Genomic DNA, 19,057 nt, shown 5'->3' with positions numbered 1-19,057 from the left:
CGAGCTGGCCAGGATCGAGCTGGCCAGGATCGAGCTGGCCAGGATCGAGCTGGCCAGGATCGAGCTGGCCAGGATCGAGCTGGCCAGGATCGAGCTGGCCAGGATCGAGCCGGCCAGGTTCTGGCGGGCCAGCGTCCGGAGGGCCAGCGTCCGGAGGGCCAGTTTCTGGTCGATCAATCTCCGGCGGGCCAATCGCCCGCTGATCAGCCTCTGGCCGGTCAATCTCCGGTCGGCGGTGAGTGGCGTGCTGGCGGCGAGGCTTCGTCCGAGGACCAGAAGAGCTTCGACTGGCGTGCGGGTGAAAAGGCGTCTTCCAAGGATCAGGAGGACCCCGGGTGGCACTCCGAGGTGCTGGCCGGGAGCAGCTGGTTCTCCAGCGATCAGCCACACGACAGCAATCAACCGGGCAACAGCAATCGACTCGACGGCAGCGACCAACGAGACGGCGACAATCGGCTCGACGGCAGCGATGAGCTCGACGGAAGTACGGGGCGGTCGTCGGGCGGGGGCCGCCGATCCGGCCGATCCAATGGAGGGTGGGGAAGCCGAGGCAGCGGAAGCTCCAGAAAAGGCGTTGCGGGGAGCCGAGGCGGCGGGCGTTCTCGGAAAGACGCTTCGGGGCGTGAGCGGCTGCCTGAGGGGTCCGATGCCGAGAGCTCAGCCGGTGCTGGACCCACTGCGGATCCGGAGTCGGTGGCTAGAGCCATCTGCCTCCGGCTCCTCACCATGGCCCCCAAGACACGAGCCCAACTTGCTGAGGCACTTCGCAAGCGTGACGTTCCGGACGAAGCCGCCGAGGCGGTCCTCAGCCGGTTCTCGGAGCTCGGGTTGATCGACGACGAGGCGTTCGCGGCGGCCTGGGTCGATTCTCGACATCATGGCCGTGGCCTGGCCAAGCGCGCTCTGGCGGCGGAGTTGCGCCATCGGGGCGTGGACACCGAGACGGTGAACGAAGCCGTGGATCGCCTGGATTCCGACCAGGAAGCGGAGACGGCCCGGCGGCTGGTGGATCGCAAACTCGCCTCAACCCGATCCCTCGACGCGCAAGTCCGCACCCGACGGCTGGCGGGCATGCTTGCACGCAAGGGTTACTCCTCGAGTCTGGCCTTCCGGGTCATCCGCGAGGCTTTGGAACAGGAGGGCATTGACCTGGAGGAGGACTTCCCCTAACAGCCCCCGTGCTGACCTGGCACCCGTCACTTCCTCCCCGCGCCTGGCCTTCCCCGCGCCTGGCCTTCCCCGTGCCGTGCCCGGCCCTGTCAGCCGTGCTCTGCCCTGTCGCGCTTGCCCGTCGTGCTCCGTCGCGCTTGCCCGTCGTGCTCCGTCGCGCTTGCCCGTCGTGCTCCGTCGCGCTTGCCCGTCGTGCTCCGCCGTGTCCTGTCGCACATGCCCGGTTATGATCATCTCTGTCACGTTGTGCCCTGTCATGCCTTTCCTTGTCCTGGAGTGCCTTGTCTGTCCTGCTCTGCCTTGGGCGTCTTGCCTTGCGGAGTGTCTGCCGTGTTCGTGTCGTGCTTCTGACTCGCCTTGCGGTGGCGGGCGTCGGTTGCGTTGCGTTGCGTGGTGGGGCGAGAAGTGTGCTCGGCATCGTTGCTGTCTGTCCCAACATGACGGCGGGCCGGTAGGTGGTGCAATTCGTGCGGTATCGGGTGATAGGGGGTCGAATGTGGAGATGCGGGCCCGTAAGACACGCTTGATGACGCGTTTGCTTGCTCGTGACCTGTTCGACGCATAACCTCGACGGCAGTGAGGAGTTACTCCGCGCAGCGCGGATTGCCATACCGGTGAACAACGGACGAACGAGCTCGGTTGACGCAGGCAGTCGAGGTGTCGGCTATCACAGTCGACGCCCGATCAGTCTTGGCTTGACACCGATCCTGGTGCTGAAGCCGGCAGGGCTTTTCGTGACGCGCTTGTGACCCCTCCCGTTTTGAGTCCGCGTTATGAGGTGTTGACGACGCGAGGAGGGCGGGGCGCACATGGGGCCGCTTGTTGTGGTGCTGATGGTGGCGGTGCTCGTGCTCGCGTTCGGGATGATCGTGGCGCTTCTCGTTGTCATACGGCGCACCTCGGGCGGCAGCGCACCCCGCGCCGCCAAGCCGAGCCCCGAGCAGACGCAGGCCGTACACGAAGAGCTTGAGCAGGTGCGCGAGGAGGCGAGGGAGATCCGCCGTAAGGCGGAGACCGACGCCGAGGAGATTCTGCGCAGGTCGGAGGTCGCGACCGAGAGCGCCGCGCAGACGCGGCGGGAGGCCGAAGAGGAGGGCCGGATCCTCAAGTCCGAGCTCAAGGAGCTGCGCGCCGACCTCGAACGCAGGGAGGCCCGGCTAGCCGAGCGGGAGCAGCGGCTGGACGAGGAGGCCCGGCGGCAGTCCGAGCGGGACAGGAAGCTGGGCGAGACCGAGGTCGAGCTGGCCGACCGGCGGGAGGAGCTGCTGCAGGTCGAGGATCAGCGGCGGGTCATCCTGGAGCGGGTGTCCGGACTGACCGGCGATCAGGCCAAGGCCGAGCTGGTCAAGGAGATCGAGAACCAGGCCAAGCGCGAGGCCGCACTGATCATCAGGGAGATCGAGGGGGACGCCCGCAAGGAAGGCGAGAAGCGGGCCACCAAGATCGTGACGCTGGCCGTTCAGCGCCTGGCGGCGGAGCAGACGGCGGAGTCGGTCGTCAGTGTGCTGCATCTGCCCGGCGATGAGATGAAGGGCCGCATCATCGGCCGTGAAGGGCGCAACATCCGGGCTTTCGAGTCCACCACCGGCGTAAATTTGATCATCGACGACACCCCCGAGGCGGTGTTGTTGTCGTGCTTCGATCCGGTGCGGCGGGAGACGGCCCGGCTCACGCTGGAGAAGCTGGTGCTGGACGGCCGGATTCATCCCCAGCGCATCGAGGAGGCCCACGATCGCAGCCGCCAGGAGGTTCAGGACCTGTGCGCGCGGGCGGGTGAAGACGCCCTGGTCGAACTGGGGATCACCGACATGCATCCCGAGCTGACACTGCTGCTGGGCCAGCTCCGTTACCGCACCTCATACGGTCAGAACGTGCTCAAGCACCTGATCGAGTCGGCGCACATCGCCGGCATCATGGCCGCCGAGCTGAAGTTGAACCAGCCGCTGCTGAAGCGTTGCGCTCTGCTCCACGACATCGGCAAGGCGCTCACGCACGAGGTCGAGGGCAGTCACGCGCTGATCGGGGCCGAGATCGCGCGCCGCTACGGCGAGGAGGAGGACGTGGTGCACGCGATCGAGGCGCACCACAACGAGGTCGAGGTACGTACCGTCGAAGCGGTTCTCACGCAGGCCGCCGACGCGATCAGCGGCAGCCGGCCGGGTGCTCGGCGTGAGTCCTTGGAGGCGTACGTCAAGCGGCTGGAGCGGCTGGAGGAGATCGCACAGTCGTATGAGGGTGTGGAGAAGGTGTTCGCCATGCAGGCCGGGCGGGAGATCCGGGTCATGGTCAAGCCGGACGCCATCGATGACATCCAGGCGCAGGTGATCGCCAGGGACGTGGCCAAGCAGGTGGAGGAGGAGCTCACCTATCCCGGGCAGATTCGGATCACGGTGGTGCGGGAGTCCAGGGCCACCGAGTTCGCCCGCTGAGCTGACCGCGCGAGGGCGTGTTGAGTCGTCCGCGCGGGAGTGCGTCGAGCTGACCGTGTGGGTGGGCCCGTGTTGAGCTGACTGCGTGGGGGTGTGCTGGACCGTCCGCGCGGGAGTGTGCTGAGCTGACCGGGCGGGGGCGCGTTTGAGTCGGCTGGTCAGCGGAGCTGAATCCGTTCGTTTGCCGGTGTTGGCGGAGCCTGTTGAGCCGGGCTGAGTTTGTGGGTGCCGGTGGTGGGCCGGTGGCTGGGTCAGGAGAAGATCTGCTGGTAGAAGGCCAGTTCGGCGGCGAGGGCGGCGGTGCGGGTCTCTGTGCGGCGGAAGCCGTGTGACTCGCCCTCGAAGGCCAGGTACGTGCATGGCACCCCGCGCTCGGACAGCGCGTCGGCGAAGGCGGACGACTGCTCCGGCGGCACCACAGGGTCATCGAGGCCCTGCAGGAGCAGCATGGGGCAGGACACGCCGTCCACCAGGGCGAGGGGTTCGCGGCCGGCGTACACCTGCGGTTCCTCCGGCCCCACCAGCCACTCCACGTAACGCGACTCGAAGTCGTGGGTGTGGGCGATGAGGGGTCCGAGAGCGCTGACGCCGTAGTACGAGACGCCTCCGGCGAACACGTCGGAGCGGCAGCAGGCGGCCATGACCGTCCAGCCGCCCGCACTGCCGCCGCGTACCGCGATCCTGGCGGGATCGGCCAGGCCCTCGGCGGCCAGCCACTCGGCGGCGGCGACCGTGTCGGCAACGTCCACCAAGCCCCACTGACCCTTCAGACGGTCGCGATAGGCCCTGCCGTAGCCGGTCGAGCCGCCGTAGTTGACGTCGAGCACGCCGATGCCGCGCGAGGTCAGGAACGCCTTCTCCAGGTCCAGGGCGGTGCCGGCGTGTGCGGTGGGGCCGCCGTGCACGAAGACGACGTACGGAGGGAGGCCACCTTCGGCCGCCGGGCCGTATGGCGGATAGCGGAAGGCGTGCACCGCATGTCCGGGCACCTCCACCGCCTGCGGAACGGGAAGGTAGACGGGGTCGGGAAGACGTTCGATGTCATGTCTGAGCGAGCGAGCCAGGCCGGTCGGCGGCTCAGCGTGGGGGGTGGCGCGGGCCGTGTCCGAAGGGTGGGCTGGGCCGGTCGCATCGGTTGACCGGTTCGGGCCAGGTACGGCTGGTATGTCCATGAGGAGCACTGACCGGGGGAGCGTGGCCGCGTAGGCGATTCCGGTCACGGACATGTGCTCGGCGGACAGCGCCCCGTCCCATCCGGCATAGGGCACGTCAAGGTCGGTGAGTACGCCGGACCCGGGATCGAGCACGCCCAGCCGCAGGTCGCCGCGTCCGTGCAGGACTGCGAGGCGTCCGTCGCCGAGCACCGCGTACGGTCGCCCGCCCAGTTGCCACGGCGGCGCGACGAATTCCTCCGACGCCGGGTACACCGCCCGCGCCCCGCCCTCGCCACTGTCGCCGCGCAGGTCCGTCTCGTAGAGGTTCCACCAGCCGGAGCGGTCGGAGATCAGGTAGAGATGCGCGTCGTCCTTCCACATCGGGGCGAGAACGGATTCGGCGATACCGCCTGCGACGATCCACGAGCCGTCGCCCGGGGACGGCTGCTGGGTGGTGCCGCTTGTGGTGGGCCAGAGGCTTGGTTGTTGAGTGGTGCCGCTAGCGGTGGGCGAGGAGCCTGGTTGTTGCGTGGTGCCGCTTGTGGTGGGCGAGGAGCCTGGTGCTGAGGGCTGGGTGGTGCCGTCCGGGACGATCGAGGAGTTGCTCGACAGCGGGATGACGCGGAGCTCGGTGCCGTCCCAGGGCATGCGCGGGTGGTCCCAGCAGACATAAGCGAGATGTCGCCCATCGGGAGAAATGCTGGGGGAGGCGTAGAAATCGGAGCCCGTGGCCCATTCACGGGCCTCCCCGCCGTCCAGCGGGATCGACACGATGGCCCGGATGACCTTGCCCTCTTCGGCATGCAGCTCGCGCACGCACCACACCTGCCCGTCCCGCACCACCAGGTCGGCGTAGCGTCCCCCTTCGGGGGTGAGAGGTTTCGGGTCGCCGTTATCGCGGCCCGCTCGCAGAAGGTAGAGGCGCTGATCCTTGAGGTTGGCGAAGACCACGTCACCCTCGGGGGTCACGGCATACGGCCGGCCGCCGTACTCGTGGACCCGGGTGCGCGCGCTCCACGGCGCCCGCAGCAGGTCACGCTCGGTGCCGTCGGCGTCGCGGCACACGATCGAGGTGCGCCCGCCCTCGTCGGGACGGTCCTCGGTCCACCACACACGGCCGCGCTGGACCGTGGGCCAGCCGGGGCGCACGCCGGAGCCGGCCACGTCTCTGGTCGAAATGGGGGAGGGCCAGAAAGGCATACCCCGCATCCTGCCGGAAGATCAGCGCGCGCGTGACGCGGTCCCCACAGTTCAGGGGCAGCCCTCTGGGCGCGGCAGGGACGAGGGCAGCGTGAGCCTCATCCGGCCGAACCATTTCCGCAGCAGCCGGGTGGCCGTGCCGTCCCGCCACATCTCGGCGACCGCCCTGTTGACGGCCTCGCAGGTGGCGGTGTCGCCCTTCTTGATCCCGACCCCCCACCTCTCCTCGCTGATCGGGTCGTTCAGCAGCCGGAACTTGCCGGGCTCAGCCTCGGCGTACCCGGCGAGGATCAGGTTGTCGGTGCTCACGGCGTCGAGCTTGCCGGTGGCGAGCATGTGCACGCAGCCGGAGTAGTTGCTCGCCGGCACCAGCACCGCGGGGATCCCCAGCTTGCCGTCGGGCGGCGGCTCGACGATCCGCCGGTACGAGTTCGAGCCCGCGGCCAGGCAGATCCGCTTGCCGCGGAGGTCGGTCACCTTCTTGATGCCGGTGTCGCCGGCCCGGACCAGCGTGTCCTGCTGGACGTTCACGTACGGGCCGCCGAACGTCACCTTGGGCCTGCGGGACTCGGTGATGGAGTAGGTGGCGAAGACGAGGTCCACGGTGCCGTTCTGGAGCAGCGCCTCGCGGGCTGACGAGGGCGACTCCCGCCACGTGATGCGTACTCCGGCGTTGCCCGCGAGCTTGCGGACGACGTACCTGGCGACGTCCGTGTCGAACCCCTGCGGCTCGCCGTCGCCCGTCTTCAGGCCGAGGCCCGGCTGGTCCCATTTGGTGCCGACGACGACTTTCCCGGTGTTCCTGATCATCTCCACGACGGTGCTGTACGAGCCCCCGCCGTTGCACGCCGCCAGGACCAACGTCACTGTGGCGCCCGCGAACGCCGCCCTGCGCATGGTCACCGTGGCCTCCCACGACTATGCGTAACCCGCGCGGGCCGCTCTTACGGCGGTTTCAACGCATGCATGGGACTTTCTTGCACATTTCCGGGAGATCGGGCGGCGGGGGCACAACGACACCACCGCCGCCCGGGGCTCACTCCAGGGGCTTGTCGGGCGCCAGGCCGGCGCCCTCGGTGCCCGTGCCCGCTCCTATGCTCACCTCGGCCGAGCCGGGTGCCACGATCGGCGCCGCCGAGGTCTTGCGGCTGCGCCTGCTACGCCGCTCCAGCCAGGTGGCCAGGTAACTCAGCGCCATGTTGAGCGCCACGTAGATGATGCCGATGACGATCGCGGCCGGGATCAGCGAGCCGAAGAAGACGGCAGGCAGGATCTTGAAGCCGGTGTTGAGCAGGTCGACGTAGGCGATGATGTAGCCGAGCGCCGTGTCCTTCAGCAGCACGACGAGCTGGCTGACGATCGCCGGCATCATCACCGTGACCGCCTGCGGCAGCAGCACCAGCCGCATCACCTGGTTCTTACGCAGGCCGACCGCGTACGCGGCCTCCGACTGCCCCCTGGGCACGGCGTGCACGCCGGCCCTGACGACCTCGGCCAGCACCGAGCCGTTGTAGAGCATCAGGCCCACGACCACGGCCATGAACGCGTAGTCGCCGCCGCCCAGCACCGTGGGCGCCAGGTAGAAGATGAAGAAGATCAGCAACAGCAGCGGAATGGCCCGGAACACCTCGACCACCACACCGGCCGGGATCCGGATCCAGGCGTGATCGGAGAGCCTGGCCAGGCCGAAGACCACGCCGAAGACCAGGGCCAGCACCGCGGCCACCGCAGCGGCCCTGAGGGTGCCGATCAGGCCGGGGATGATGAAGGTTTCCCAGGTGGACCATTGCAGGAACGGCTGCCAGATCTTGCCTTCCCACTGACCCTTGGCGTCGAAGCCGCGATAGATGCCGTACAGGACGGCCGCCACCGCGATGACGCTGACCACCGTGAGCAGGCCGTTGCGCACCCGCGCGCGCGGGCCGGGCGCGTCGAACAGAACGGACGTGCTCATCGGACCACCGCCAGACGTCGTGACAAGTAGCCGGTGAAGAAGCCGACGGGCATGGTGAGCACCATGAAGGCGACGACGATGCCGAGGAAGATCGGGATGGACGCGCCCGTGGTGTCGAACGTCTCCTTCATCGTGGCCGCCGCGTCGGCGAGGAACCCGCCGGCGGTGGCGACGGTGGTGTTCTTGATCATGGCGATCATCACGCTGCCCAGCGGCGCGACGACCGCGCGGAACGCCTGCGGCAAAATGATCATCGTCAGGGACTGCGTGAACGTCAGCCCGATCGCCCTGGCCGCCTCCGCCTGTCCCATCGGCACCGTGTTGACGCCGGCCCGCAGCGCCTCGCACACGAAGGCCGAGGTGTAGACCGACAGACCCAGCGCCACGAGCCAGAAGGAGTTGGTCTGCGGCGTGTCGGAGAAGACCAGCCCGAGCTGGTCGCTCAGGCCCAGCGCCGAGAAGGCCAGCACCAGGGTCAGCGGGGTGTTGCGCACCACGTTGACGTAGATCGTGCCGGCCGCGCGCAGCACCGGTGTCGGAGAGACGCGCATCGCCACCAGGATCGTGCCGAGGATCAGGGAGGCCACCACGCCCACGAGCGAGAGCTTGACGTTCTCCAGGAAACCGAGGGCGAGATCGGGGGCGTACTTGATTAGTTCGTCCATCGTGCTCCACCGCATAGGACGGCGGCGGCCGGGAATCCGGCCGCCGCCTCTAGTGTGATCAGCTACAACCCTCGGCGGGCGGGGCCGTGTCGGATACCTTCAGGCCCTGAATGCCACCGAACCACTTGTCCAGAAGCTGCTTCATGGTGCCGTTGTCCCACAGCTTCTTCACCGCGGTGTTGACGGCCTCACAGGTCTTGGCGTCGCCCTTCTTCAGGCCGATGCCGTACTTCTCGTCCGTGAAGCCCTGGCCCAGCACCTTGAAGTTGCCGCCGGCCTGCTTGGCGAAGCCCGCCAGGATCAGGTCGTCGGTGGTCACCGCGTCGAGGTTGCTGCCGTTGAGCTTCTGCACGCACTCGGAGTAGTTGGCCGCGTCGACGGTCGTCGCGTCGATGTCGAGCTCGCCGTCCGGGGGCGGGTCGGTGATCCGCTTGTAGGAGTTGGAGCCCGCCGCCTTGCAGATCTTCTTGCCCTTGAGGTCCTGCGGGGTGTTGATCGAGGTGTCGTCCTTGCGGACCATCACGTCCTGGTGGGCGATGACGTAGGGGCCGCCGAAACTGACCTTGCCCTTGCGCTCCTCGGTGATGGAGTAGGTGGCGAAGACGATGTCGACCGTGCCGTTCTGGAGGAACGGCTCGCGGTTGGAGGAAGCCGACTCCTTCCATTCGATCTTCACGTCCTTGCCGCCGGCCAGCTCCTTCACGACCGCCTTGGCCACGTCGACGTCGAAGCCCTCGGGCTCGGGGCCCGTCTTCAGACCCAGGCTGGGCTGGTCCCACTTGGTGCCGACGACGACCGAGCTGGCGCCCTGGATCTTGTCCACCACGGTGGTGTAGGTCTTGTCCCCACCGCTACCGCCGTCGCCACCGCCACAGGCGGTCAGGCCGGCGGCGAGAACCGCTGCGGTGAGCACCGCTCCCGTTCGACGCATATGCATGTGTACCTGCCTCAATTATCAGTGCGTGAGAATCTTCGAAAGGAAGTCACGCGCCCTGTCGGTCTGCGCGTTGGTGAAGAACTCGTCGGGGGTGTTCTCCTCGACGATCTGACCGTCTGCCATGAACACCACACGGTTGGCGGCCCGTCGGGCGAAGCCCATCTCGTGGGTGACGACCATCATGGTCATCCCGTCGCGGGCCAGCCCGATCATCACGTCGAGCACCTCCTGCACCATCTCCGGGTCCAGTGCAGAGGTCGGCTCGTCGAACAGGATCATCTTCGGATCCATGGCCAGAGCCCTGGCGATGGCCACCCGCTGCTGCTGGCCGCCCGAGAGCTGGGCCGGATATTTGTCCGCCTGTGCGGCGATGCCCACCCGCTCGAGCAACTCCATCGCCCGCTTGTTGGCCGCGTCTCTGGAGGTGCCGCGCACCTTCATCGGGCCGAGTGTGACGTTGTCACGGATGGTCTTGTGCGCGAACAAGTTGAACGACTGGAACACCATCCCGACGTCGGAACGCAGCCTGGCCAGCCCCTTGCCCTCTTCGGGCAGCACCTGGCCGTCAAAGATGATCTTCCCGTCGTTGATCGTCTCCAGCCGGTTGATCGTGCGGCAGAGCGTGGACTTCCCGCCGCCCGAAGGGCCGATGACGACCAGGACCTCGCCACGAGAGACGGTCAAGTTGATGTTCTTCAGGACATGAAGCGTCCCGAAGTGCTTGTTGACGTTCTCCAAGTGAACCAGTGGAGTGGCGTCGCCGTTCTCCGTCATGGACCAAAACGGTAGAGGGCATTGAAGCGCTGGTCACTAACCGAGCGGTACCGATCCGATCACATCATGCCATCAAGCTGGTCTTTTAGATCTGTGCGGACCGCTTCAAGCCACACACCGACTACCCTTGAACATGCCATGACTGTGACCCAGGAAAGCGCCCGCACATACGAAGTGCGCACATACGGGTGCCAGATGAACGTGCACGACTCCGAGCGGCTGTCGGGCCTGCTGGAGGACGCCGGTTACGTGCCCGCCTCCGACGGCGACGCCGCCGACGTGGTCGTGTTCAACACGTGCGCCGTGCGGGAGAACGCCGACAACCGCCTCTACGGCAACCTCGGCCATCTCCGGCCGGCCAAGGTCAGCAATCCGCGCATGCAGATCGCGGTGGGCGGCTGCCTGGCACAGAAGGACCAGGGGGAGATCGTCCGCAAGGCGCCCTGGGTCGACGTGGTGTTCGGCACCCACAACATCGGCTCGCTGCCGGTGCTGCTGGAGCGCGCCCGCATCGAGGGCGAGGCCCAGGTCGAGCTCAAGGAGTCGCTCGAGGTCTTCCCCTCGACGCTGCCCACCAAGCGTGAGTCGGCCTACGCCGCCTGGGTGTCGGTCTCGGTCGGCTGCAACAACACCTGCACGTTCTGCATCGTGCCGTCGCTGCGCGGCAAGGAGAAGGACCGCCGCCCCGGCGACGTCCTCGCCGAGGTGCGGACGCTGGTGGAGCAGGGCGTCCTCGAGGTGACGCTGCTCGGCCAGAACGTCAACACCTACGGCGTGGAGTTCGGCGACCGGCTCGCCTTCGGCAAGCTGCTGCGCTCGTGCGGCGGCATCGAGGGCCTGGAGCGGGTCCGCTTCACCTCGCCGCACCCGGCCGCGTTCACCGACGACGTGATCGCCGCCATGGCCGAGACGCCCAACGTCATGCACCAGCTCCACATGCCCCTGCAGTCGGGCTCCGACCAGGTGCTGCGCGCGATGCGCCGCTCCTACCGCGCCGAGCGCTACCTGGGGATCATCGAGCGCGTGCGCGCCGCCATGCCGGACGCCGCCATCTCCACCGACATCATCGTCGGCTTCCCCGGGGAGACGGAGGAGGACTTCCAGGGCACGCTCGACGTGGTCCGGCAGAGCCGCTTCGCCAACGCCTTCACCTTCCAATACTCCATCCGCCCAGGCACTCCGGCCGCCACCATGCCCGGCCAGGTGCCCAAGGCGGTCGTGCAGGAGCGCTACGAGCGGCTGGTGGCGCTGCAGGAGGAGATCTCCTGGGCGGAGAACAAGAAGCAGGTGGGCCGGACGCTGGACGTGCTGGTGGCCGAGGGCGAGGGCCGCAAGGACGAGGCCACGCGCCGGCTCTCCGGGCGGGCCGCCGACAACCGGCTCGTGCACTTCGCCGTGGGCGACGAGACGCCGCGTCCGGGGGACATGGTGACGGCCGAGGTGACGTACGCGGCGCCGCACCACCTGGTGGCCGACGGCGCCGTGTCGGTGCGCCGCACCCGCGCGGGCGACGCCTGGGCGGCCCGCCAGGGCGCGCCTTCGGGCGGCTCCGGAGTACTGCTGGGCATGCCGACCATCGGCCGCCCGGCTCCCGCCCCCGCGTCCGCCGGAGGTTGCTCGGCCATCTGAGCGGGCACCACGAGAGCTCTCCTGAGCGTTCCGTGCGGCCTGGCCGTCTCCGTCTGCCGGCGGAGGTGGCCAGGCCGTTTCGGTGTCCGGGCGGCCCTGGTTCAGCGGGTGAGTTTGTCCAGGAGGCTGTAGCACGGTTGCCGGCGGAAGTCGTCGAAGGTCGCGCACGGATCGGGGCCGGCGCGTCGCAGCGCCGGGGCCGGCGGTGGTGGCGGATCCGCGTGCTCGGGCGCCGACCGCTGCTGGGGCGGTGGCTCCGGGGGTGCCTGAGGCGCTGCCTGCGACGGTTCGGCCCGCCGTTCGCGGGGCGGTTTGCGCGGAGCCGGGGATCGTTGCGGACGCGTGGTCGCGAGCGGGCCGGTGATCGGCTCCGAAGCCCCAGGGGAACCGAGGGGAACGGCGGAGCTGAGCGGCACCGGGGATCCTAAAGGGCCGGCGGAGAGGTAAGGGATCGCGGAGGTCAGGTCGTCCGGCGGGGGGACGGCCTGGATCCAGGGAAGCAACAGCGCCCAGGAAACGGGCTCCTCCTTCGACTGCGCCACCGGGCCATGGAACGTTCCAGAAGGCGGCGTGAGTGCGGGCGTGAACGGCGTTGCGGGCGAGGTCAATGACGCAGAAGAATGCGATCTTGAGGAAAGGTGAGTTTCCTCATGCAATGGCGGAGCGTTATCCGGGGATGGCTCGGAGTTGTTGGTAAATGCAAGGTAAATTCCCAGGCTGGCGGTGACGAGTACCCCGGTCGCCCCCGCCACCGGTGCCAAGGTGGCGCGGCCACCTGGGAAAATGGATCTAAGGGGGGACAAGTCGTGATTCCTTTGTGATTGGTGTGCGAGCATTCGACTGTTGCGGCTAGTGTGGTCCATCACCCGCGGAAGCCGGTGAGCTTTCCCCGATACGACCGCGAGGAGCCACACCCCATGCAAGATCGAATGGAGCCGGATCGCCAAGAGATCCTGACCGGACCAGGAGATACCCGTCTCGCCGCACGGAGCAGAAACTCGGGCGGCAAGGCCCGCGCGAACAACAACAAGACCCTCGTCATCGTCGCCGTCGTGCTGCTCGCCCTGATCGTCGCGGGCGGCGCCGGATATCTGCTGGCCAGCGGCTCCGATGAGAGCACGCAGCAGAGCGGCGGCCGGCCCGTGCCCTCCCAGAGCGCCGGAGCGAACGAGGACCTCCAGGGCGACGACGACGCCACCATGGGCGACGCCGCCACGGACGCGCCCGACGACGGCGGCCTGTCCACCGACGCGCCCGACGACGGCAGCATGGGCGACGCGACCGTCACCGACCCCGGTGGCGATCCCGCCGCCGACACGGGGTCCACGGGCAGTGACTCGTCCCAGAGCAAGAGCGGCACCGGCAAGAAGCCCTCGACCACGGCACCGACCAAGGCGCCGCAGTCGCAGCAGCAGGTTCCCGAGGGCGACGTCCCGGCCGACGGCCCGGCGGGCCAGGTGGCCGGCCAGTGCGCCAAGGGCGGCTGCTGACCGCTCGCCGGCGTCCTTCCCGCGGAGTGGCGGTGATCGCCGGGAGCAGGTCGTGCGCGGTCGCACGCCGTGTCGTCCGTGGATCGCTTCGTTGAGCGCGGTGGCTTGCCGCTAGTTGTCCGTGGATCACCTCGCGGAGTGAAGTGGCTTGCCGTTATTCGCGGAGACTGGCTCTACGGCGGGAGCCACTTCCGTCCATAGGGTCGGGCCATGACGACTGACAGCGCGTCCGTGCTCAGGGCCCTGCACGTATCCGGCACCCCCCTGATCCTGGCCAACGCCTGGGACGCGGCCTCCGCCCGCGCGGTGCAGGAGGCGGGGTTCCCGGCCGTGGCCACCGGCAGTGCCGCCGTCGCCCACGTCCTGGGCTACGAGGACGGCGAGAACACGCCGGTCGGCGAGATGATGGCGGCCGTCGCCCGCATCGTCAGGGCCGTCGGCCTGCCCGTCACCGCCGACCTCGAACGCGGCTACGGGCTCAAGCCGGTCGAGCTCGTCGAGCGCCTGGCCGCCACCGGCGCCGTCGGATGCAACCTGGAGGACTCCTATCCGGACACGGGCCGGTTGGCCGAGGTCGGCGCGCAGGCGGACTTCCTGGCGGAGGTGCGGGCGGCGGCCGGTGCGGGGCTGGTGATCAACGCCCGGATCGACGCCCAGATCAACGCCCGGATCGATGCCGGGAATAACGCCGGGATCGACGCCGGCGTTCGCGGTCCGGGCTCGCGCGAGGTGGTCGTCGAGCGCGGGCGGCGTTATCTGGAGGCCGGGGCCGACTGCGTGTACCCGATCAGGGTCGGCGACGAAGAGGAGATCCAGGCGCTGACGGCCGAGCTGGGCGGCCCGGTCAACATCTACTACCGGCGCGGCGGCCCGTCGCTCGGGCGGCTGGCCGAGCTCGGCGTGGCCAGGATCAGCTTCGGCAGCGGGTTGCACCACGCGGCCCACGTCCACGCGCAAGGCATGTTCGAGCTGATCAGCCAGGGCCGCGCGCCGTACTGACCGGCAGCCACGCCGTACGCTTGCGCTCGTGCTTGTCGCCGCGGCCGTCTGCCCGCCCACCCCGCTGATCGTGCACCGGTTGCACGACCTCCGCTCCGCCTGTCACGCCGCGATCGAGGGGCTGCGCGAGGCCGGCCCCGAGGCGCTGATCGTGGTGGGCGGCGCGGCCGGCACCACGGGCTACGGCGGTCAGGCGGCGGGCACCCTGCGTCCCTGGGGGCTGGACGTCACGGCGGGCGAAGGCGCGCCCGTGCTGCCGCTGTCGCTGACCGTCGGCCGCGCGTTGCTGGGCGGGCGTGCGCCCGACGGCTTCCAGTCGGTGGCGTTCGACGCGACAAGCGAGGAATGTCGGGCGCTGGGCGAAAAAATCGGCAAAGTGGCGCGGAAGGTGGCGCTGCTGGTCATGGCCGACGGCTCCGCCTGCCTCACCCCCAAGGCCCCCGGCCGGTACGACGACGCCGCGGCGCCGTACGACGACCTGATCGCGCACGCCCTGGCCCAGGCGGATCCCACCACCCTCGCCACCCTCGACCCGGAGGCGGCGGACCGGTTGTGGGCCGGCGGCCGGGCCGCGCTGCAGGTGCTGGCCGGGGCGGCGGGCACGACGACGTTCGGGGGGAGACTGCTCATGCGCTCGGCCCCCTACGGCGTCGGCTACTTCGCCGCGCTGTGGTCGGCCTGACGGCGCGGCACGGGGATCCTCATCAGGTCGCGGGCCAGCAGCACCTCACCGTCGAAGCTCCGCCGTACCTCGGCGATGAAGGCGGGCTCGTCGTCGAACCCGTACCGCTCGGAGAAGTGCGTCAGCACCAGCCTGCGCACCCCCGCGTCCGCCGCCACCACGCCCGTCTCGAACGCCGTCAGATGCCCGTGCTCCTTGGCCAGCCCGAGCTCCGAGGACAGGAACGTGGCCTCGATCACCAGCAGATCGACGCCCGATGCCAGCTCGAACACGGCGTCGCAGAGCCGGGTGTCCATGACGAACGCCGCGCTCTGCCCTGGCCGCGGCACGCTGCAGTCGGCCAGCGTGACGCCGCGCACGGACCCGGTGCGCTGCAGCTCGCCGACGTCCGGCCCGCGGATGCCGTGGGCGGCCAGCCTGTCGGGCAGCATGCGGCGGCCGGCCGGCTCCTGGAGACGGTAGCCGTAGGACTCGACGGGGTGGGACAGCCTGCGCGCGGTCAGCGGACCGACGCCGGCCAGGGCGCCGGAGACGGGATGCTCGGCGATGACCGAGGTGTCGGCGAACGCGGCGGCGTGGCGCAGCCGGCGCCAGTAGGTCTCGCCGGAGGCGGGGAAGACCGCGCCCACCGGGTGCCTGACCCTGTCGCGGGCGATGCGCTGGACGACCCCGGGCACGCCCAGGCAGTGGTCGCCGTGGAAGTGCGTGAGGCAGAGCCAGTGCACGTCGTGCGCGCTCAGCCCGGCGTGCACCATCTGCCGCTGCGTGCCCTCGCCCGGGTCGAACAGAAAGCCCTGGCCGTCCCAGCGCAGAAGGTAGCCGTTGTGGTTACGGTGTCGGGTGGGCACCGCGCTGGAGGTGCCCAGGACCACGAGCTCACGAGAGGACATGATGGCCCCCCAAGGACAGACGGTCGCCTACGCCGAGGTGGCGACGCCGGTGGGCTCGTTCGTGCTGGCCGTCACCGAGGTCGGCCTGGTCGCGACGGGCTGGGGGTCCCGGGCGCGGCCGGCCGGCCACCTCGGCCTGGCTGAAGTTCATGATGCGGATCGTACGGCCTCGGCCGTCGCCGAGCTGAACGCTTATTTCGCCGGCGAGCTGAAGGTCTTCGAGACCCCCATCGACTGGCGGCTGATGTCCGGATCCCGGCTGCAGGTGCTCCAGACCCTGCACCAGGTCCCGTACGGCACCGTCGTCACCTACGGCGAGCTGGCCGCGCGCAGCGGCTCCAAGGTGCCCGCGCGCGGCATCGGCTCGATCATGGGCGCCAACCCGATCCCGATCTTCGTGCCCTGCCACCGCGTCATCGCGGCGGGCAACGGCCTGGGCGGCTTCAGCGGCGGCGAGGGCGTGGAGACCAAGCGCCGGCTGCTGACCCACGAGGGCTACCTGCAACCGACACTGCTCGACCTCTAGCACACTGGTCTGTGTGCGCCAGCAGCCAGTCATCGCCGTCGTGGGTCCCACGGCGGCCGGAAAGTCCGATCTCGCCGTCGATCTCGCCCTCCGGCTGGGAGGGGAGTGCGTCAACGCCGACTCCATGCAGCTCTACCGCGGCATGGACATCGGCACGGCCAAGCTGACCATGGCCGAGCGGCGCGGGGTGCCCCACCACCTGCTGGACGTCTGGGACGTCACGGTCACGGCCAGCGCGGCCGAGTACCAGAAGCTGGCCAGGGCGGTGATCGACACCGTCGAGGTGCCGGTGCTGGTCGGCGGCAGCGGCCTCTACATCAGGGCGGCCATCGACGAGCTGGACTTCCCCGGCACGGACCCGGAGATCAGGGCCCGGCTGGAGGCCGAGCTCGTGGAGCGCGGCCCGGCCCCGCTCTACGAGCGCCTGCGGGAGCAGGACCCCGCCGCCGCGGCGGCCATCCTGCCGAGCAACGGCCGCCGGATCGTGCGCGCCCTTGAGGTGATCGAGCATTCCGGGCGTCCGTTCTCGGCGTCCATGCCGTCCTATGACGCCGTCTACCCGAGCGTGCAGATCGGCCTCGACGTGCCCAGACCCGAGCTGGACGAGCGGATCGCGATCAGGGTGGCGCGCATGTGGGAGGGGGGCCTGGTCGAGGAGGTGCGGAGCCTGCTCGGGCAGGGCCTGGCGGAGGGGCGCACGTCGAGCCGGGCGCTCGGATACGCCCAGGTCATCCGCTTCCTGGAGGGGGAGTGGAGCGAGGAGCGGGCGATCGAGGAGACGATCAGGACCACCAGGAGGTTCGCCCGCCGCCAGGAGTCGTGGTTCCGCCGCGATCCCCGGGTGCGCTGGCTGCCCTACGACGCGTCCGACCTGCTGGAGCGGTCCCTCGCGCTCATCGCCGCACGGCCATGCGGGTAAACTTCGGTAATGCGTTTTCTCAAGGGGCACGGCACCGAGAACGATTTCATCATCCTGCCTGATCTCGACGACACGGCGGACGTCTCCGCCACGCTCGTCGCGATGATCTGCGACAGGAGGGCCGGGATCGGGGCGGACGGCGTGCTCAGAGTGGCGCGCACCAAGCTGCACCACGAGGTGGCCGAGCAGGCGTCGGCGGCCGAGTGGTTCATGGACTACCGCAACGCCGACGGCAGCATGGCCGAGATGTGCGGCAACGGCGTGCGGGTGTTCGCCCGCTACCTGATCGACAACGGGCTGGTGGACTCGACGGACTTCGCGGTGGCGACCAGGGGCGGCATCCGCAGGATCAGCGTGGAGCCCGAGGGCGACATCAGGGTCGACATGGGCAAGCCCGTGGTCCTCGGCGAGAGCGTCGCGAACGTCGGCGGCCAGGAATACGTCGGGCTCCGCGTCGACATGGGCAACCCCCACCTGGCCTGCGCCATCGGCGATCCGGTGGTCCAGCTCGACCTTGCCCACCAGCCGGGCTTCGACCCCGGCGTCTTCCCCACGGGCGTCAACATCGAGCTGTTCAACCCGGTCGGCGTCAGCCGCGCCGTCATGCGCGTCTTCGAGCGCGGCTCGGGCGAGACCCGTTCCTGCGGCACGGGCGCGGTGGCCACGGCCGTCGCCGCCGCCCACCTGTCGGGCGACACCACCGGCTCCTGGAAGGTCGAGGTCACCGGCGGCACGCTGACGGTCACCCTCGACGACGACACGAGCTACCTTTCCGGCCCCGCGGTCATCGTGGCCAGCGGCGAGCTGATGCTTGCAGAATAAGGTTCTCCTGGGAGATGCTGGGTCTGTCTCACGAACCGAGGGGTGGACATGGCTGACCCACGCACCACCGCAGCCCAGGTCAAGGCGCCGATAGGCCAGTTCGGCGGCGGGTTCATGATCTCCCGAGAGGCCAAGGCCGTCTGCGAGGAGTACTCCCTCGGCGCCCGCGAGTTCTACTTCAGGGGCCGCTGCGGCGTGCTCGGCGAGTGCGACGCCGACGTGGTCGACTCGGTGGCCGTCTTCTTCCCGCCGGAGCACGTCGAGGCGAGCTGGAACGGCGGCCGCAAGATCGCCGTCGAGCGCGCCGTCGAGCTCTACGCCGAGGTGTGCCGGGCCTGGGGCAGGCGCAAGCTGGGCGGCTACGAGGGCTGCGCCAGGATCGCCGAGCTGCTGGAGCCGGTCGTGGCGCGGGCCCCGTCCGCCGGCGCCCCGCTGTTCGCCGGCTGGCGCGCGGTGCCGCTGCCGGACGACGCGCCCGCGCGGGCCGTCCAGCTCATGCACGTCGTACGCGAGCTGCGCGGCGGCCTGCACGCCAACGCCGTGATCGCGGCCGGTCTGAGCCCGCTGGAGGCCACGCTCGCCACCGGCCACGACGCCACCCCGTTCGGGCAGACGACGGGCGAGATGATCGCCAAGTTCTTCACCTGGCCCGAGCCCTACACCACCCCCGGCCCCGAGGTCGTGGCACGGCGGGCGGTTGTGGAGGAAGTGACCGACGATTTGATGGCCACGGTGTTTTCGGCTCTCGACGACGGCGAATCGGATGAGCTGATCGAGCTTCTGCGTTTTGGGCACGCCCGTTGACCTGGCAGACTGA

17 protein-coding genes are annotated in these 19,057 nt (G+C 69.4%); 10 read left to right on the top strand and 7 right to left on the bottom strand.

Translation table 11 applies throughout. From position 1 onward, the window contains the following. Positions 1 to 348 precede the first annotated feature (348 nt). Positions 349 to 1,170 carry a recombination regulator RecX gene (recX, locus tag ACWD0F_RS27660; protein ID WP_449880263.1) on the top strand — a complete coding sequence of 274 codons (822 nt, stop codon included), beginning with the start codon at positions 349 to 351 and terminating at the stop codon, positions 1,168 to 1,170. An 809-nt stretch (positions 1,171 to 1,979) separates the two neighbouring features. Further along, positions 1,980 to 3,599, top strand: a complete 1,620-nt coding sequence (gene rny / locus ACWD0F_RS27655) for a ribonuclease Y (protein WP_449880260.1) — start codon at positions 1,980 to 1,982, stop codon at positions 3,597 to 3,599. A gap of 251 nt (positions 3,600 to 3,850) precedes the next feature. On the opposite strand, the gene ACWD0F_RS27650 is transcribed toward rny, so the two are convergent. From ACWD0F_RS27650 to ACWD0F_RS27625, 6 genes are all read right to left on the bottom strand, one after another. Next, positions 3,851 to 5,953, bottom strand: coding sequence for a S9 family peptidase (locus ACWD0F_RS27650; protein WP_449880258.1), 2,103 nt, complete (start codon positions 5,951 to 5,953; stop codon positions 3,851 to 3,853). 51 nt (positions 5,954 to 6,004) lie between these two features. Continuing rightward, positions 6,005 to 6,850 (bottom strand): glutamate ABC transporter substrate-binding protein, encoded by an 846-nt coding sequence (locus ACWD0F_RS27645; protein WP_449880390.1) that lies wholly within the window; start codon positions 6,848 to 6,850, stop codon positions 6,005 to 6,007. A gap of 139 nt (positions 6,851 to 6,989) precedes the next feature. Then, positions 6,990 to 7,907, bottom strand: coding sequence for an amino acid ABC transporter permease (locus tag ACWD0F_RS27640; RefSeq protein ID WP_449880256.1), 918 nt, complete (start codon positions 7,905 to 7,907; stop codon positions 6,990 to 6,992). Further along, the gene (locus ACWD0F_RS27635) at positions 7,904 to 8,572 is read right to left on the bottom strand and encodes an amino acid ABC transporter permease (RefSeq protein WP_449880254.1); all 669 of its coding nucleotides are present in this window, start codon (positions 8,570 to 8,572) and stop codon (positions 7,904 to 7,906) included. Before ACWD0F_RS27635 ends, ACWD0F_RS27640 begins: the two co-directional genes overlap by 4 nt. A gap of 58 nt (positions 8,573 to 8,630) precedes the next feature. Further along, positions 8,631 to 9,509, bottom strand: coding sequence for a glutamate ABC transporter substrate-binding protein (locus tag ACWD0F_RS27630; protein ID WP_449880252.1), 879 nt, complete (start codon positions 9,507 to 9,509; stop codon positions 8,631 to 8,633). Between the two features lie 18 nt (positions 9,510 to 9,527). Continuing rightward, on the bottom strand, positions 9,528 to 10,283 hold the full coding sequence (locus ACWD0F_RS27625; protein WP_449880250.1) for an amino acid ABC transporter ATP-binding protein: 756 nt from the start codon (positions 10,281 to 10,283) through the stop codon (positions 9,528 to 9,530). A gap of 138 nt (positions 10,284 to 10,421) precedes the next feature. Here ACWD0F_RS27625 and miaB point away from each other — a divergent pair, with 138 nt between their 5' ends. The 4 genes from miaB to ACWD0F_RS27605 all read left to right on the top strand — a co-directional run bounded on the left by miaB (position 10,422) and on the right by ACWD0F_RS27605 (position 15,083). Next, positions 10,422 to 11,912, top strand: coding sequence for a tRNA (N6-isopentenyl adenosine(37)-C2)-methylthiotransferase MiaB (gene miaB, locus ACWD0F_RS27620; protein WP_449880249.1), 1,491 nt, complete (start codon positions 10,422 to 10,424; stop codon positions 11,910 to 11,912). A gap of 917 nt (positions 11,913 to 12,829) precedes the next feature. Next, complete coding sequence (locus tag ACWD0F_RS27615; protein WP_449880247.1) at positions 12,830 to 13,402, top strand: hypothetical protein; 573 nt, start codon at positions 12,830 to 12,832, stop codon at positions 13,400 to 13,402. Between the two features lie 210 nt (positions 13,403 to 13,612). Next, the gene (locus ACWD0F_RS27610) at positions 13,613 to 14,401 is read left to right on the top strand and encodes an isocitrate lyase/PEP mutase family protein (RefSeq protein WP_449880245.1); all 789 of its coding nucleotides are present in this window, start codon (positions 13,613 to 13,615) and stop codon (positions 14,399 to 14,401) included. A gap of 28 nt (positions 14,402 to 14,429) precedes the next feature. Next, a complete protein-coding gene (locus ACWD0F_RS27605) occupies positions 14,430 to 15,083 on the top strand; it encodes a hypothetical protein (protein ID WP_449880243.1) in 654 nt (217 codons plus the stop codon). On the opposite strand, the gene ACWD0F_RS27600 is transcribed toward ACWD0F_RS27605, so the two are convergent. Beyond that, positions 15,056 to 15,973, bottom strand: a complete 918-nt coding sequence (locus tag ACWD0F_RS27600) for a ribonuclease Z (RefSeq protein WP_449880241.1) — start codon at positions 15,971 to 15,973, stop codon at positions 15,056 to 15,058. The two genes, ACWD0F_RS27605 and ACWD0F_RS27600, sit on opposite strands and share 28 nt — an antisense overlap. Here ACWD0F_RS27600 and ACWD0F_RS27595 point away from each other — a divergent pair. Genes ACWD0F_RS27595 through ACWD0F_RS27580 form a run of 4 tightly spaced genes read left to right on the top strand, consistent with a single transcriptional unit; the run spans position 15,972 to position 19,044 of the window. Then, positions 15,972 to 16,499, top strand: coding sequence for a methylated-DNA--[protein]-cysteine S-methyltransferase (locus ACWD0F_RS27595; RefSeq protein WP_449880240.1), 528 nt, complete (start codon positions 15,972 to 15,974; stop codon positions 16,497 to 16,499). The genes ACWD0F_RS27600 and ACWD0F_RS27595 overlap by 2 nt on opposite strands. Positions 16,500 to 16,512: 13 nt before the next feature. Beyond that, complete coding sequence (gene miaA / locus ACWD0F_RS27590; protein ID WP_449880237.1) at positions 16,513 to 17,418, top strand: tRNA (adenosine(37)-N6)-dimethylallyltransferase MiaA; 906 nt, start codon at positions 16,513 to 16,515, stop codon at positions 17,416 to 17,418. Positions 17,419 to 17,427: 9 nt separating this feature from the next. Continuing rightward, entirely contained in the window at positions 17,428 to 18,240 is an 813-nt protein-coding gene (gene dapF / locus ACWD0F_RS27585; protein ID WP_449880235.1) for a diaminopimelate epimerase, read from the top strand. A 48-nt stretch (positions 18,241 to 18,288) separates the two neighbouring features. Next, positions 18,289 to 19,044, top strand: a complete 756-nt coding sequence (locus tag ACWD0F_RS27580) for an SCO6745 family protein (RefSeq protein WP_449880233.1) — start codon at positions 18,289 to 18,291, stop codon at positions 19,042 to 19,044. The last annotated feature ends 13 nt before the right edge of the window (positions 19,045 to 19,057 follow it).

This window comes from Nonomuraea sp. NPDC002799, assembly GCF_053592075.1.
Note: the sequence above shows the minus strand (reverse complement) of the source record. Positions and strands in the feature narration are given on the sequence as shown.

What these genes read in the sequence shown, in the direction of transcription:
- rny (WP_449880260.1), top strand. Translation starts at nt 1,980, where the DNA reads ATGGGGCCGCTTGTTGTGGTGCTGATGGTGGCGGTGCTCGTGCTCGCG.
- ACWD0F_RS27650 (WP_449880258.1), bottom strand. Translation starts at nt 5,953, where the DNA reads ATGCCTTTCTGGCCCTCCCCCATTTCGACCAGAGACGTGGCCGGCTCC.
- ACWD0F_RS27645 (WP_449880390.1), bottom strand. Translation starts at nt 6,850, where the DNA reads ATGCGCAGGGCGGCGTTCGCGGGCGCCACAGTGACGTTGGTCCTGGCG.
- ACWD0F_RS27640 (WP_449880256.1), bottom strand. Translation starts at nt 7,907, where the DNA reads ATGAGCACGTCCGTTCTGTTCGACGCGCCCGGCCCGCGCGCGCGGGTG.
- ACWD0F_RS27635 (WP_449880254.1), bottom strand. Translation starts at nt 8,572, where the DNA reads ATGGACGAACTAATCAAGTACGCCCCCGATCTCGCCCTCGGTTTCCTG.
- ACWD0F_RS27630 (WP_449880252.1), bottom strand. Translation starts at nt 9,509, where the DNA reads ATGCATATGCGTCGAACGGGAGCGGTGCTCACCGCAGCGGTTCTCGCC.
- ACWD0F_RS27625 (WP_449880250.1), bottom strand. Translation starts at nt 10,283, where the DNA reads ATGACGGAGAACGGCGACGCCACTCCACTGGTTCACTTGGAGAACGTC.
- miaB (WP_449880249.1), top strand. Translation starts at nt 10,422, where the DNA reads ATGACTGTGACCCAGGAAAGCGCCCGCACATACGAAGTGCGCACATAC.
- ACWD0F_RS27615 (WP_449880247.1), top strand. Translation starts at nt 12,830, where the DNA reads ATGCAAGATCGAATGGAGCCGGATCGCCAAGAGATCCTGACCGGACCA.
- ACWD0F_RS27610 (WP_449880245.1), top strand. Translation starts at nt 13,613, where the DNA reads ATGACGACTGACAGCGCGTCCGTGCTCAGGGCCCTGCACGTATCCGGC.
- ACWD0F_RS27595 (WP_449880240.1), top strand. Translation starts at nt 15,972, where the DNA reads ATGATGGCCCCCCAAGGACAGACGGTCGCCTACGCCGAGGTGGCGACG.
- ACWD0F_RS27600 (WP_449880241.1), bottom strand. Translation starts at nt 15,973, where the DNA reads ATGTCCTCTCGTGAGCTCGTGGTCCTGGGCACCTCCAGCGCGGTGCCC.
- dapF (WP_449880235.1), top strand. Translation starts at nt 17,428, where the DNA reads ATGCGTTTTCTCAAGGGGCACGGCACCGAGAACGATTTCATCATCCTG.
- ACWD0F_RS27580 (WP_449880233.1), top strand. Translation starts at nt 18,289, where the DNA reads ATGGCTGACCCACGCACCACCGCAGCCCAGGTCAAGGCGCCGATAGGC.